Source organism: Flavobacterium sp. LS1R10, assembly GCF_003968825.1.
Classification (GTDB): domain Bacteria; phylum Bacteroidota; class Bacteroidia; order Flavobacteriales; family Flavobacteriaceae; genus Flavobacterium.
The window spans coordinates 991,447-1,005,820 of sequence record NZ_RYDH01000001.1; the positions used below are offsets into that span (position 1 = coordinate 991,447).

General features: G+C 36.1%; 9 protein-coding genes and 2 tRNA genes. 5 read left to right on the top strand and 6 right to left on the bottom strand.

Features of this window, described 5'->3' with window-relative positions; all coding sequences use genetic code 11:
• Window positions 1–173: 173 nt before the first annotated feature.
• Complete coding sequence (gene sppA / locus EKL96_RS04330) at window positions 174–1,934, bottom strand: signal peptide peptidase SppA (RefSeq protein WP_126458647.1); 1,761 nt, start codon at window positions 1,932–1,934, stop codon at window positions 174–176.
• Window positions 1,935–2,070: 136 nt separating this feature from the next.
• Here sppA and folK point away from each other — a divergent pair, with 136 nt between their 5' ends.
• Window positions 2,071–3,207 carry a 2-amino-4-hydroxy-6-hydroxymethyldihydropteridine diphosphokinase gene (gene folK / locus EKL96_RS04335; protein WP_126458650.1) on the top strand — a complete coding sequence of 379 codons (1,137 nt, stop codon included), beginning with the start codon at window positions 2,071–2,073 and terminating at the stop codon, window positions 3,205–3,207.
• Window positions 3,208–3,217: 10 nt separating this feature from the next.
• Here folK and EKL96_RS04340 read toward each other — a convergent pair whose 3' ends face one another.
• The 3 genes from EKL96_RS04340 to EKL96_RS04350 form a co-directional block, all read right to left on the bottom strand.
• Entirely contained in the window at window positions 3,218–6,949 is a 3,732-nt protein-coding gene (locus EKL96_RS04340; protein ID WP_126458653.1) for a T9SS type B sorting domain-containing protein, read from the bottom strand.
• A 20-nt stretch (window positions 6,950–6,969) separates the two neighbouring features.
• A complete protein-coding gene (locus EKL96_RS04345; RefSeq protein WP_126451746.1) occupies window positions 6,970–7,506 on the bottom strand; it encodes an RNA methyltransferase in 537 nt (178 codons plus the stop codon).
• A 68-nt stretch (window positions 7,507–7,574) separates the two neighbouring features.
• The gene (locus EKL96_RS04350) at window positions 7,575–8,018 is read right to left on the bottom strand and encodes a DUF1573 domain-containing protein (protein WP_126458656.1); all 444 of its coding nucleotides are present in this window, start codon (window positions 8,016–8,018) and stop codon (window positions 7,575–7,577) included.
• A 158-nt stretch (window positions 8,019–8,176) separates the two neighbouring features.
• Here EKL96_RS04350 and mutS point away from each other — a divergent pair, with 158 nt between their 5' ends.
• From mutS to EKL96_RS04370, 4 genes are all read left to right on the top strand, one after another.
• Window positions 8,177–10,813 (top strand): DNA mismatch repair protein MutS, encoded by a 2,637-nt coding sequence (gene mutS, locus EKL96_RS04355; protein WP_199739568.1) that lies wholly within the window; start codon window positions 8,177–8,179, stop codon window positions 10,811–10,813.
• Window positions 10,814–10,961: 148 nt separating this feature from the next.
• Window positions 10,962–11,034 (top strand) — tRNA-Gly (locus tag EKL96_RS04360).
• Window positions 11,035–11,048: 14 nt separating this feature from the next.
• Window positions 11,049–11,134 (top strand) — tRNA-Leu (locus EKL96_RS04365).
• A gap of 130 nt (window positions 11,135–11,264) precedes the next feature.
• Complete coding sequence (locus EKL96_RS04370; RefSeq protein ID WP_126458659.1) at window positions 11,265–11,612, top strand: DUF1508 domain-containing protein; 348 nt, start codon at window positions 11,265–11,267, stop codon at window positions 11,610–11,612.
• Window positions 11,613–11,774: 162 nt separating this feature from the next.
• On the opposite strand, the gene EKL96_RS04375 is transcribed toward EKL96_RS04370, so the two are convergent.
• Together EKL96_RS04375 and EKL96_RS04380 are read right to left on the bottom strand one after the other, a co-directional pair.
• The gene (locus EKL96_RS04375; protein ID WP_126458662.1) at window positions 11,775–11,990 is read right to left on the bottom strand and encodes a hypothetical protein; all 216 of its coding nucleotides are present in this window, start codon (window positions 11,988–11,990) and stop codon (window positions 11,775–11,777) included.
• A 200-nt stretch (window positions 11,991–12,190) separates the two neighbouring features.
• Window positions 12,191–14,359, bottom strand: a complete 2,169-nt coding sequence (locus EKL96_RS04380; RefSeq protein ID WP_126458666.1) for a S46 family peptidase — start codon at window positions 14,357–14,359, stop codon at window positions 12,191–12,193.
• Window positions 14,360–14,374: the final 15 nt, after the last annotated feature.

Sequence of the window (14,374 nt, forward strand, 5' to 3'; positions counted from 1 at the left end):
TTAGATTTATATCTTTGGCAAAAATGGTGCCTTGTATTCCTTTACAAAAATAGTATTTTTAGGGCAGTGTAACTTTTATGGTGTTTTTATAAACAATACTTTAACTATATTGTATGAAAAAATCCGTTTAAGCAAATGCAAAAACGGATTTAATAGCAGCTTTATCTTTTTCTTTAATGCATGTTAATTTCAAACGGCATTAAGGCTTGAACGCCTTTTTGCATTTGTATTTTTTTAATTTCCTGCATAATACGATAATTTTCTTCCCCTATTTCTTCTTTTATAAAATCTGCTTTCGATTTTGCAAAAGGAAGATTTGCTAAAAGATCATCAAAGTTTTTCTCGTATTCCGGATAATTTTGAGTGCTGTAATTTTTTGTTTTCCCCAAGGAAGCCGCTTTCGCAATAGCATCATCTAATCCTCCAATTTTATCTACGAGTCCAATTTTCAAGGCTTCTGAACCTGTCCAAACTCTACCTTGCGCAATAGCATCTACTTGTGCAAATGTCATCTTGCGTCCTTCAGCCACATGGGTTACAAAAGTTTTGTAAATGTGTTCCACACCTTCCAGCGTAACTGCTTTGAAGTTTTTATCAATGGGAACAAAAGGACTGTAATTGGCGGAATTTTCATGTGTTTTAACCTGTTCCGTATATATTCCTATTTTAGTGGCTAATGGCGTAAAGTTTGGCAATATTCCAAAAACACCAATGGAACCAGTGATTGTGTTTGCTTCAGCAAATATAGTGTTGGCATTACACGCAATATAATACCCGCCTGAAGCCGCATAATTACCCATAGAAACGACTACGGGTTTTACTTTTTTAGTCAGTTCAATCTCTCTCCAGATCAAATCTGAGGTCAAAGCACTTCCGCCCGGACTGTCAATGCGAAGTACAATTGCCTTTACATTTTTGTTTTTTCGAGCTTCTTGTAACGAGCGACGCATTGAACCTTCACCAATCACATTGACATCTCCTTCGCCACCCATAATTTCTCCTTGGGCATAAATAATGGCAATTTCATCCGTGCTGTCAGAACTTTGGGAAGTGGTAGCGATTTTCTGTGCATAATCAATTACAGATACTTTGTTGTATTCCTTATCTGCAGTTACATTAAGCACTTTTCGTATGGCATTATGGTACACATCTTCATAAGCAATGATATCTACTAATTTTTGGTTTTTTGCCATTTCCGGAGTTCTTGCAAGAAGTCCGTTGGCAATTTCATTTAATTTAGCCACAGAGATGTTTCTGCTTTTAGCAATGTCAGTGGTGATGGAGTTCCAAACAGAATTCAGTAAAGCTGTCGTTTGTTCTCTATTGGCATCACTCATTTTATTTTCTAAAAACGGCTCCACAGCACTTTTGTATTTTCCATGGCGGATTACTTCCATTTTTAGACCTGATTTTTCCTGAAAGTCTTTAAAAAACATAAGTTCAGCAGAAAGTCCTTTGAAATCCATATCTCCCACAGGATTTATATAAATGGGACTGGCCACAGAATTTAAGTAATATTCTTTTTGCGAATAGGAGTTGGCGTAAGCCATGACGAATTTTCCTGATTTTTTAAAGTGTTCCAAAGCATCTCTCAAGGCCTTACTCTGAGCCATTCCTAGCGATGAAACATTGTTCAATATAGAAATTCCTTTGATATCATCATCCGTTTCAGCCGCTTCAACGGCATTGATAATATCAGATAAACCTACTTTTTTGTTTTCTGAAAAAATAGTCATCCACGGATCTTTGTATTTTCCGGCATAATCATTCTGTATGTCTTCTAAATTCAGTTCAATAACAGTATTATCTTTTATCGTAACGCCTTCAGATTCACCGCCAAAAATGGCTCCAACAAGGATTATTCCAAAAAAGAATAACATGAAGAAAACAAAAATACCTATAATAGTCGCTAATACATTTCCTAAAAATTTCATAATTATATTTTTTTTATAAGTCGTACAAAACATTGAAATGTTACAAGCCGTGGGGGAAAATCCCAAGTTTGATTAGCAACACCGCATACAAATATATTGCTAATTCTAAAATTCTTTAGTTAATTTGCATCTAATTATGAAATCACAGCATCAGGTCATTTTATCGATAGGAAGTAATCAGGGGAATCGATTGGAAAATATCGAACATTGTTTACAAGTAATACATAAGGAAATAGGGACGGTAATCAAAGTTTCTAAATTATATGAAACTCCTGCTTGGGGTTTTGAAAGTGATGCTTTTTATAATTGTGCATTGGTTTTGCATACTTTTAATTCGGCTCATAAAGTGCTAACACAGATTTTAAAAGTGGAAAAACGATTGGGACGTTTGCGAACAAAGGCGCAGGGGTATCAATCACGAACAATTGATGTAGATATGATTGCTTTCGACTCGGAAGTTATTACTACTGAAAAACTCCAAATTCCACATCCCTTAATGCAGAACAGGAATTTTGTTTTGTTACCCGTGCAGGACTTAAATTTAGATTGGAAGCATCCCATTCTTCAAAAAAATATTTCGGAATTATTGGCTTTGTCTCCAGATGAAAGTGTTTGTACAGTAGTTCAGAATTTAGTGAATCCTTTGCAGAATGTTCCGTTGGAGCAATTTAATTATGTTGCTTTTGAAGGGAATATCGGAGCAGGAAAAACAACTTTGGCTACTAAAATTTCTGAGGATTTTAATGCAAAAACAGTATTGGAACGTTTTGCAGATAATCCTTTCTTACCTAAATTTTACAAAGATCAAAACCGGTATGCGTTTCCACTTGAAATGTCATTTCTTGCAGATAGATACCAGCAATTATCAGATGATTTAGCACAATTTGATTTGTTTAAAGACTTTCTGGTTGCCGATTATCATATCTTTAAATCGTTGATTTTTGCCAAAATAACATTGGCCGAGGACGAATACCGCCTGTATCGCAATCTTTTTGATATCATTTACAGAGAAATGCCAAAACCGGACTTGTATATTTATTTGTATCAAAATTCCGAAAGACTGCTACAAAATATTAAGAAACGTGGCAGAAGCTACGAACAAAAAATCCCGGCTGAATATTTGGATAAAATCAACAGTGGTTATCTGGATTACATTAAATCCCAAACCGATTTGAATGTGCTGATTATTGATGTTTCTGATCGGGATTTTGTAAAAAATCAAGCAGATTATTTGTATATTTTAGAAGAAATCCAAAAGAAAATTAAGGTTTAAAATTTGAAAATTATCTTTTTAGCGAAAAGTGACCTTTTTTTTCTCTGCCATCTTCCAGTTTTAAGGTGAACCAATAATCATCTGCAGGTAAAGGGATTCCGTTAAAGGTGCCATCCCAACCCAGATTTACTGAAGGAATCCATTGTTTTATAAGTTTTCCGTATCTGTCATAAATGTAGATGATGGATTTTGAATTAAAAGTTTCATTCACTCCTTTTATATTCCAATAATCATTATAGCTATCACCGTTTGGTGTAAAAAAATTTGGCACACCTACAATTACAATTTCTTGAAAAACAGGACCGCATCCATTCTTGTCATTAATATAAACAATATGAACTCCAGCTGGAACATTGGTAAAGAAGTTGGAGTCTTGCCAAAATCCATTGGGTTCATCAATGCTGTATTCATAACTTCCTTTGCCTGTTACTTCTATGGTTACTGTATTTATATCGGTTAAATCTACAATATCAATACTTTTGATATGTGCCAAATCAGAAGCGGTAACTTTTATGGCTCGAATTTTACTGCAACCTGAACTATTTGTTACTTGGACAGCATAATTTCCTTCGGCGTTTACTGAAAGAATTGGGGCTATTTCACCAATCAAGATAGTTTCGTCTTTTGACCAAATGTAGGTGTAATTGCTTGTGGGAGACCCATCCTGAATCCCAGCATCCAGAGTTACAAAAAAACTGGGAAGATTAGAACAAACCAATTCATTTTCACTACCATTGGCATTCAAGTTAATTTTCGGTATTGGATTAACAACAAAATTTAAAGTTGTGGTGGTAGTACAAGAAGTGTTTAGTGGATTTATTACTGTTGCTGTAATATTTTGAGTCCCTGTTATAAAAGGATTAGGCAATGGACTTGGTAAAAGGTCATTATTTTGGTCATAATATTTGATAATCATTCCTGTTTGTCCGCCTAAAATGGTGGATTCGAATGTTGAGGAGTCAAAGGCAAACTTCCCATCTTGATTTATTGGGTTCGCTTCGTCATCGCAAGCTGTTATCAAAGATGGAGAAATAGAAAATGCTTTTGGAGAAACATCTACGACAAAATTTATTATAGTTTTCTCAAAACATTGTTGCGGCGTGTTATTAGTTATCACAGCTTTAATGGATTGCGAAGTGGAAAGAAAATTTACCGGAAATTGACTCATGATCAAATCACCGTTGGCATCTTTCAAAGGATTATTGGTTTGATCGAAATAAGTAACCGTTACGTTGTTTTGGCCTTTTAATAAATCAGATTCAAGTGAGGAAGTGTTGAATAAAAATATTCCATCGTTGTTATCATCACATTGTCTTGGAATTGCAACAGAATTAGCAATAGGTAAAGCCTCGACTTTTAGAGTAATATAAGGCCCTAAACCAACGCAAGCGTTATCTAGACTACTTTCAACCCGGACCCAAATATCTTGAGAATCGCGATAACCAATATTTCTGTAATTTGAAATATCCGCAATCACATTGAGTTCGGCTAAGGCATCAGCTTGGTTTCTAAAATAGTTTATAGTGTAAACTTGATTTATGGGGAGTTGAGTTTGTATTGTGGCTTTCGTCCAAGAGAAATCAAAAGTTGCAATTCCGTCTCTATTATTGTTAATAACGTCTAAAAAATCATCACAAACAGGAGGAACTGTGATTTTATAGGAAGAAAGAAGATTGGTAGCTGGGACTTTTAATGTTAATTTGGCAACGCTATAACAACCGCTAATTTTATTGGCAACTCTCGCCCAAACATTCATTGTCGATGCTGTTGTGTTTTCGAAAGCCAAATCATTTGAAATTAAATCGGTTGAAAAACCACTACTAGCTCCTGATTGTGAAGTATAATAAGTAAAAAGTTCATTGGTGTAATTTGCGGAAATTAGTTTGTTATTTACTGTCAAATTAAAAAGAGTCTTTCCGTCAGAAATCAAGTCAGTATCGCATTGAATAATTGTAACATCGTTGACAATTGGCAAAGGATTAACAACAAAATTCAAAGTTGTAGTTGCGGTGCAGTTTGTGTTTGCTGTATTTGTTACTGTTACTAAAATATTTTGAGTTGCAGTTACAAATGGATTTGGGAGTGGACTTGATAATGGATATCCATTTTTATCAAAATAGTTAACCATCATTCCGGTTTGTCCTTTTAGAATGAAAGCTTCAAATGTAGCAGTGTCAAAAGCAAATTTACCATCTTGATTTAATGGATTTGGTTCGTCATCACAAGTTGTGGTTAAGGATGCAGGAACGGCAAAAGCTTCGGGTAAATCGTCTGCGATAAATTTAATAGTTGTTTCTTTAGAACAGTGTAAAGAATAATTGTTTGTCAAAACAGCTTTTATGGTTTGTGATGTTGTTGTGAAACTAGCAGGAAAGGGACTAGTTACCAAATTTCCGTTTGAATCTTTTAGCGGATTATTATTTTGGTCAAAATAAGTGACGGTTATGTTTGTTTGATTTCCTAATAAAGTTGTCTCAAGAACAGCAGTATTAAAAGTGATTATTCCATCTTGATTGTCATCACATTGTCTAGGAATTATTACCGGATTTGCAATCGGCAATGGATTTACAGTTACTATAATTGGAGTTCTCGGAGTACAGCCGTTATCAATATAATAGGTTGTGGTGGTATAAAGTGGAGGAGTTGTAAAACTATTACCAGTCCCAAGAGAAACTCCATTTGTTTCAGCATCATACCAGTTTATTGTTCCAGTTGTAGAACTTGCTTGAAGTGTACATGTCGCTGAAGCACAAATAGGGCTTGGTGTTGTCGTTGTAATTTTTGCGATTGTAATTGTAGTACTTGTTGAGATATGAAGTACAGGATCTTCGGGCATACCGCCGTATTCAACTATGTAACCATTAGGGTAGTAGTTCCCTGGTGGATCTCCTTGTTCCGGAAGATCGTTCCAAGTCCCTGGGTTTCCTACTGCCGAAGAAGTTATGTGAGCGTAATCTTCATTATTTCTGGAGTCATTTGGTTCGTTAGGTGAGTTCCAATTGGCATAATTAAAAGGAGCTGTTGTTGTTCCGTTATTTTTCCCCATCCAGAAAGTAGTTCCTGCTTCTGGTCCAGTAACCCATTTCCATGTTCCTTCAGTTTCGGCATCACTTCCGCCAATCCATCCTGTTCCTGGTGCTTGAGCTCCGGCTAATTGTGCTTCATCAGCGACTGTTAAAGTGGCTAAATAACCTTGTAGGCCATAATATCTTTTGACTGCGGCTTCATTTCGGGCTCTTGTCCAATTAATGCCAGAAGAAGCAACATATTCATAATAATGACCATTGCTGGGCAAGTAACTAAGTTGTCCTGTTCCTAAGCTGATTGAAAAAGTCCTATTTCCTGATGGAGAAGTATTGTTATTGTAGAATTTAACATCTTTGATTGCAGCTTCAAAATCAGCATAAGGAATTTTGCTTCCAGTTTGTGAAACTAATTTTAGAATTCCAGTAGTTGGGTCAAAAGAGTTGGCTTTTATTGTAGCATGCAAACTAGCATTATTTAATTTTAATAGATCTTGTCCAGATACATACCCAGAAGATATTTGAATTGTAACAGCATCAGTAGTTGGTTCGTCGGGGTCAAAACTAATATTTATTGTTTTTACAATATTTAATGAGGTTCCTGGACAATAAATTTGATTTCCTGTTGCTTTAATTACAGGGGGATCAATTGCATAAGCTGTCTTTGTTATGAAAAGTGAAAGTGCTAGAATTATTTTAAAAAAAACAGTTGTTTTCATTCTATAAAAGTACTAATTTTCTATTTTGGCCAATTCATTTTTTGAAATAAATCCCAAACCACAATGCCGGCACTTACGGAAATATTCAAAGAATGTTTGGTGCCTAATTGTGGGATTTCGATGGAGCCATCGCATAATGCAACCGCTTCCTGTGAAACTCCGTAGACTTCGTTCCCAAAAACCAAAGCATATTTCACTCCTTTTTTAACTTTAAAATTTTGAAGAAAAACGGCACTTTGTACTTGTTCTATAGCTAGCGTGATAACGCCTTCTGTTTTTAATTTTTCGATAACTTCAAGAACATTATCCTGATGTTGCCAAGTTACTGTTTCAGTAGCACCAAGGGCTGTTTTATGAATTTCCTTGTGTGGCGGTGTGGCGGTGATGCCACATAAAAATATTTTCTCGACTAAAAAGGCATCGGCAGTTCTAAAAACAGAGCCAATATTATGCAGGCTTCGAATGTCATCTAATACCAAAATAAGGGGTGTTTTTTCAGATTGTTTAAAACCCTCAACGGATTTTCGATCCAGTTCACTATTTTCGAGTTTTCTCATGTGTGTAAAGTATTCAAAAAAAAAGCTTCCGAAATGAATGGAAGCTTTTTTATGTATTCGTTAAAATTTTAGCTTTTTGCAGGTTGTGCTGCTAAAACGTTTCCTTTTATCGTCAATGTTTTATTAGGAACAGTAGCATTTGTTGTCAACGTAACGGTTTTTGTAAATGCCTGACCTGCTCTTGAAGTATCATATTTTACTCCAATAACTCCTTTTGCACCCGGGGCGATTGGCTCTTTTGGATACGTTGGCACGGTGCAACCACAAGAACCTTGAGCATTAGTTATGATTAAGGGTTTGTTACCGTTGTTAGTGAATACAAATTCACGGCGGCCCTCAGCGTTGTGTGCTATAGTACCATAATCAATGGTTTCAGTTACAAAAACCATTCCTGCTCCATTTACTTTGGCAAGTGTGGCGCTAGTCGCTTTTATCTTTTTTGATGTTTCTTGTGCATTAGAAGTCGTTACTCCTAAAACCACTAGTAAAGCGAAGGCAATTATTTTTTTCATGTGTGTTTCAATTTAATAGAGTCACAAATCTAAAAAAAATAAATAAATTAGGCCTTAAATATTTCTTAAAAAAAAGGTTAATTTTTTAAGGAGGTTATTTATTTGCTTTAAAATCTATAAATTCGCTGATATTTTTTCATTTTTAAACACAAATACAATTGGCATCTAAAGATAAAGAAGTTAAAGAAACTCCGTTAATGAAACAGTACAACGAGATCAAAAGGAAGTATCCGGATGCGTGCTTGTTGTTTCGTGTTGGGGATTTTTATGAGACATTTGGGGAGGATGCTGTTCGTGCCTCTAAAATATTAGGAATTGTATTGACCAAGCGTGGAGCGGGCTCTGAAACCGAGACGGCTCTTGCCGGTTTTCCGCACCATTCCTTGAATACCTATTTGCCAAAATTAGTAAAAGCAGGACTTCGTGTAGCGATATGTGATCAGCTCGAAGATCCAAAACTGACTAAAACCATCGTGAAACGCGGCGTGACTGAACTTGTAACTCCCGGTGTTTCCATGAATGATGAGGTTTTACAGTCTAAAACGAATAATTTTTTAGCAGCTGTTTTTTTTGCCAATAAATCCATAGGGATTTCATTTCTGGATGTGTCTACCGGTGAATTTTTGACGGCACAAGGCAATGCGGAATATATTGACAAACTCTTACAGAATTTTAATCCCAGCGAGGTTCTGATTCCAAAAAATAATAAAAATGATTTTCGGGAGATTTTCGGAGACGACTATCATAGTTTTTATCTGGAGGATTGGATTTACAAAGAAGACTATGCATTCGAGACCTTAACCAAGCATTTTCAAACGGTGTCTTTGAAAGGATTTGGAATCGAAGACCTGAAAGAAGGAATTATTGCTTCAGGAGCGATTTTATATTATTTATCCGAGACGCAGCACAATCGGGTGCAGCATATCACCTCGATTCAACGCATTGCCGAAGATGCTTATGTCTGGATGGATCGTTTTACGATTCGCAATCTGGAATTATACCATAGTTACAATCCCAATGCGGTGACATTGCTAGATGTTATTGATAAAACGCTTTCACCAATGGGGGGACGTTTGTTGAAACGTTGGTTGGCATTGCCATTGAAAGACAGTGCTAAAATAAAAAGTAGACATGAAGTAGTTTCGTATCTAAAAGACAATCAGGACGTCCTGAAAAACATCCAAAATCAAATCAAGCAAATTTCTGATTTGGAACGTTTGATTTCGAAAATTGCCGCCGGAAAAGTCTCGCCTCGCGAGGTTGTGTATCTAAAAGAATCATTAGATGCGATTATTCCAATAAAAACCTTGGCGCTGGAAAGCCCGCAGGAAGCTGTAAAAGTAATTGGTGATAGTTTGCACAACTGTGAATTGTTGCGTGAAAAGATAAAAACGATTCTCAATCAAGATGCTCCTGTGGCTATTGCCAAAGGGAATGCGATTGCCAAAGGGGTCAATGCAGAGTTAGATGATTTGCGGGCAATATCAACTTCCGGAAAGGAATTTTTGGACGGAATCGAAAAACGCGAATCACAGTTGACAGGAATTTCCTCGTTGAAAATATCTTTCAACAACGTTTTTGGTTATTACATCGAAGTCAGGAACATGCACAAAGATAAAGTTCCTGCGGAGTGGATTCGGAAACAAACTTTGGTTAATGCAGAGCGTTATATTACGGAAGAATTAAAAGAATACGAAACTAAAATACTCGGTGCCGAAGAGAAAATTCATAAGATAGAAGTAGAGTTATTTGAACAATTGGTGAGTTGGATTGCCACGTATATAAAACCCGTTCAAATGAATGCTAATTTAGTAGCGCAACTGGATTGTTTGTGCTCTTTTACCCAATTGGCCATCGAAAATAAATATGTTTGTCCGGAACTGGACGAAACATTCGAACTGGAAATTAAAAACGGAAGACATCCTGTTATCGAAAAACAATTACCACTTGGCATGCCTTATATTGCTAATGATGTTTTCTTGGATAGAGAAACGCAGCAACTGATTATGATTACGGGTCCAAATATGTCTGGAAAGTCAGCCATTTTACGTCAAACCGCTTTGATTGTACTCTTATGTCAAATGGGGAGTTTTGTCCCTGCAGACAGCGTGAGAATGGGAGTTGTAGATAAGATATTCACTAGAGTAGGAGCAAGTGATAATATTTCGATGGGAGAATCTACTTTTATGGTCGAAATGAATGAAACAGCTTCCATTTTGAATAACATTTCGGATAGGAGTTTAGTCCTTTTGGACGAAATTGGGAGAGGAACGAGTACGTATGACGGTATTTCAATCGCATGGGCAATTGCGGAGTTCTTACACGAACATCCTTCAAAACCCAAAACATTATTTGCAACGCATTATCACGAGTTGAATGAAATGAGTGAATCACTGCCAAGAATTCATAATTATAATGTTGCTGTCAAAGAATTGAAAGATACCGTGCTTTTTATTCGAAAATTGGTAAAAGGAGGAAGTGCCCATAGTTTTGGAATACATGTGGCAAAAATGGCCGGAATGCCTCAAATCGTTATTTTGAAAGCACAGAAGCTTTTAAAAAAATTAGAAAAGAATCATTCCAGCGATGCGCTGAACGGGATTAAAGCTGCAAAAGATGGCTCGAGCCTGAAAGGCGAACAGGCGGAGCAAATGCAAATGAGTTTCTTTAATCTGGATGATCCTTTATTGGAGGAAATCAAAGAAGAGATCCTAAATCTCGATATCAATACCATTACGCCTATGGAAGCGCTGATGAAACTCAATGAAATTAAAAGAATGCTGACTAGAAAATGATTTTATTTGTTTTAAAGTTTAGGTTATCAGAACGTTAACTTTAATCTGTGAATTTTTCATAAAAAAGGCTTGTGTAATTCAATAAATGTCTTAAATTTGCATCCGCAATACAGAACAAGTATCGCGGTTCTTTCTAAGAATTGAAAATGCGAAAATAGCTCAGTTGGTAGAGCGCGACCTTGCCAAGGTCGAGGTCGCGGGTTCGAGCCCCGTTTTTCGCTCGACACCACATAATGCTCGGATGGTGAAATTGGTAGACACGCTGGACTTAAAATCCAGTGAACAGCAATGTTCGTGCGGGTTCAAGTCCCGCTCTGAGTACTAAACCGCTTCAACTGAAGCGGTTTTTTTTTGTTTTATGGTTTTTAATAAAACTAAATCTGTTGGAACCAATATCAACTCCTTGCTTTTTCGTGATTCATAATTTGAATTTTTGTTATTTTAATAAACTATGGGAGCTTTCGTAATAAGTAAACGATATAATGACGAATATAAATTTGTTTTTACTTCCAGAAAGGGGAAAATAGTTTTTACAAGTTTGAGTTATGAACTGAAATTTGAGTGTGAAGAAGATATTGAAAAATTTAAAGCAGCAATTGAAACTGCTGACTTTTTAAAATTTAAGTCTTCCGGTGGGAAGTTCTATTTCAAATTGATAGTAAGTGGTAATCATTTCGCAACAAGTAGAAAATATACCACATCGTTGCGTTTGCAAAAAGGAATTGACGAAATTATTCGGTATGGCTCAATTTCGGAAATACTAGATTTTTCGGGGAATGATTTTATTTTTATAGCCTAATTTCTCAATAAAGGAATCTACAAAAAAGAGGGTCTTGGTTTAATAGCCAAGACCCTCTTTTTTGCTTTTGAAAATCTGTTTCTCGAAAGAGGAGGTTTTGCAAATTAAAAAAGCCATCTCGCATAGCGGATGGCTTTAAAATTTTTAGAATTTGAGTTCTAATTATTTTTTTGCAGCTTCAGTAGCAGCAGCTTCAGTAGCAGTTGCAGCAGAATCAACAACAACAGCAGCAGAGTCAACAACAACAGCAGCAGAATCAACTACCATAGCAGCAGAATCAACAACAGCAGCAGCGTCTTCAGCAGGAGCGTCAGCTTTTTTACATGATACAACAGTCAAAACAGCAACAGCAGCTAAACTTAAAAATACTTTTTTCATCTTAATTTAATATAAAAGGTTAATTATTAATTCTTGGCAAAGATATAAATTTTTTAATATGTAAAATATTTTTTTATTTTTTTTTTAAAAAATATTATTTTTTATGCACGCTAGGATAAAAAGCAAATAGTGTGCCAGTCAAAGTAAATATTTAAGAAACGTTTAATATTGGTGCTATACTCTCGTTTTTTTTGCTATTTTTATTTTAAGTTTTTCTTTTTCAAGGAGTTGGTTTTCTTGGGGTGAACTAATTTTAATTCGGTGATTAAATTTTTTGCACCTGCGTATTTATCGATAATGAACAAAACATAGCGGATGTCTACCATGATATTTCTGCAGATACTGGGGTCGTAATAGAGGTCGCTCATTGTTCCTTCCCAGACCCGGTCAAAATTAAGTCCTACTAAGTTTCCGGAAGCATCAATCGCAGGGCTTCCTGAATTGCCCCCGGTAGTATGATTGGTGCCAATAAAGCAAACTGGCATTTTACCATTTTCGCTGTACGGGCCATAATCTTTTGTGTTGTAGAGGTTCACTAGTTTTTCAGGAACATCAAATTCATAATCTCCCGGAATGTATTTTTCCATAACACCCTCTAAATAGGTTATTGGAGTGTATACAGTAGCATCTTTAGGCTCATATCCTTTTACTTTTCCATAGGTTATTCTCAAAGTACTGTTGGCATCTGGAAAAATCCTGCTATCCGTGTTTAATTCTAACAGCGCTTTCATGTAAGTACGTTGCAGTGCTGTAATCTTCACGTTGATTTCGTCATATTTTGGAGCTACTTCTTTAGCGTATTTATCGGCTATTTCTTTAACTAACAGGAATCCGGGGTCGTTATTTAAATTTGTTAAAACAGTTCCGGCGTCACCTGACAGCAATTCTATTAGGCCGGCATAATTTTGAAGTTTGGATTTAGTATATATTTCCGAGGCCAAATTCCCTGCATTAACGTTGACCAAACTTTGCGGTAAAAATTGTTTTGGAGATTTTGTCGCATACAATTCGATCAATTGTTCAAAAACTTTTTCATCTACAGTTGAATTGAAGTTTTTATAAAAATTAGCCAATCCGGGTATTAAATTATTTTTTCGGTCTGTAAAAGATTGTTCTCCTTTGGCTTTATACACTTGTTCTAATTGGTATAACTTGTATCCAGTACTGAGCAATTCCGTATTGCGCAGAACTACTTCTGTAAAATAGTCTCTTGCTAGCGCATAAGGAGCTATTTCTGTGTAGTTTTTGTCAAAATCAGCCAATACTGTTCCATATTCTTTTTCTTTGCCTGCTTTTGTTATTTTTTGTTGAAACGTTTTCTCAGATTCTCTTTTTACAGTAACTGCATTTGATTTTTTTAATCCTTGTGTCTCGCCAATCCATTTTTTCCAATAATTAGCAGTACTTGCATATTTTGAGGCGTACTGAATTTTGATGGCGTTGTCTTTTCGCATAAAATTATCAGCTATTTTCAGGGCTTTGTCTCTGACTTCGATTTTTGCAGGATTCAGTTCGGTTATAATTTGCTCAATTGCAACAGCGGGTAAATATTCGTTTGTTTTGCCCGGGTATCCAAAAACCAATGTAAAATCATCCTCGGCTACGCCATCCAGTGAAATAGGCAAGAAGTGTTTGGGGGTGTAAGGCACGTTGTCTTTTGAATATGCAGCCGGACGATTGTTTTTATCGGCATAAATTCTAAACAAAGAAAAATCACCAGTGTGACGTGGCCAAACCCAGTTGTCAGTGTCAGAACCAAATTTTCCGATGGCAGTAGGTGGAGCGCCAACCAAGCGCACATCCGTAAAGGTTTCCGTGACAAAAAGCATGTATTGATTGCCTTCGTAAAACGTACGAATTTTATTTTCCTGCCAATTTTCCTTTGGCAACAAATTAGACAATGCCGTAATGTTCTCTTGAATTTTCTTTTGTTTTTCGGCTTCACTACTAAGGGAAGCAGTACCTTCCAGAATCGATGTGGTTACATCCTCAATTTTTACCATAAAAGTAACTGTCAAACCTTCATTTGGTAATTCATCTTCCATTTTGTATGCCCAAAAACCATCTGTCAGATAATCATGGTCAACGGTAGAATGCGATTGAATTTGAGAAAATCCACAATGATGATTGGTCAGGATTAGTCCTTTTGGAGAAATAACTTCAGCGGTACAGCCACCGTTAAAATGAGGTACAGCATCCTTGATGCTGGATTGATTCACATCATAAATGTCTTTGACGGACATTTTCATGCCAAGATTTTTCATTTCAGTTTCATTCATTCCTTTTAGCAACGAAGGAATCCACATGCCGCCTTGCTGGGCTTGCATCTGAATGACAAATAGGACTAAGAATAATTTTAAAAATTTCATAGTATTAAATTTAGA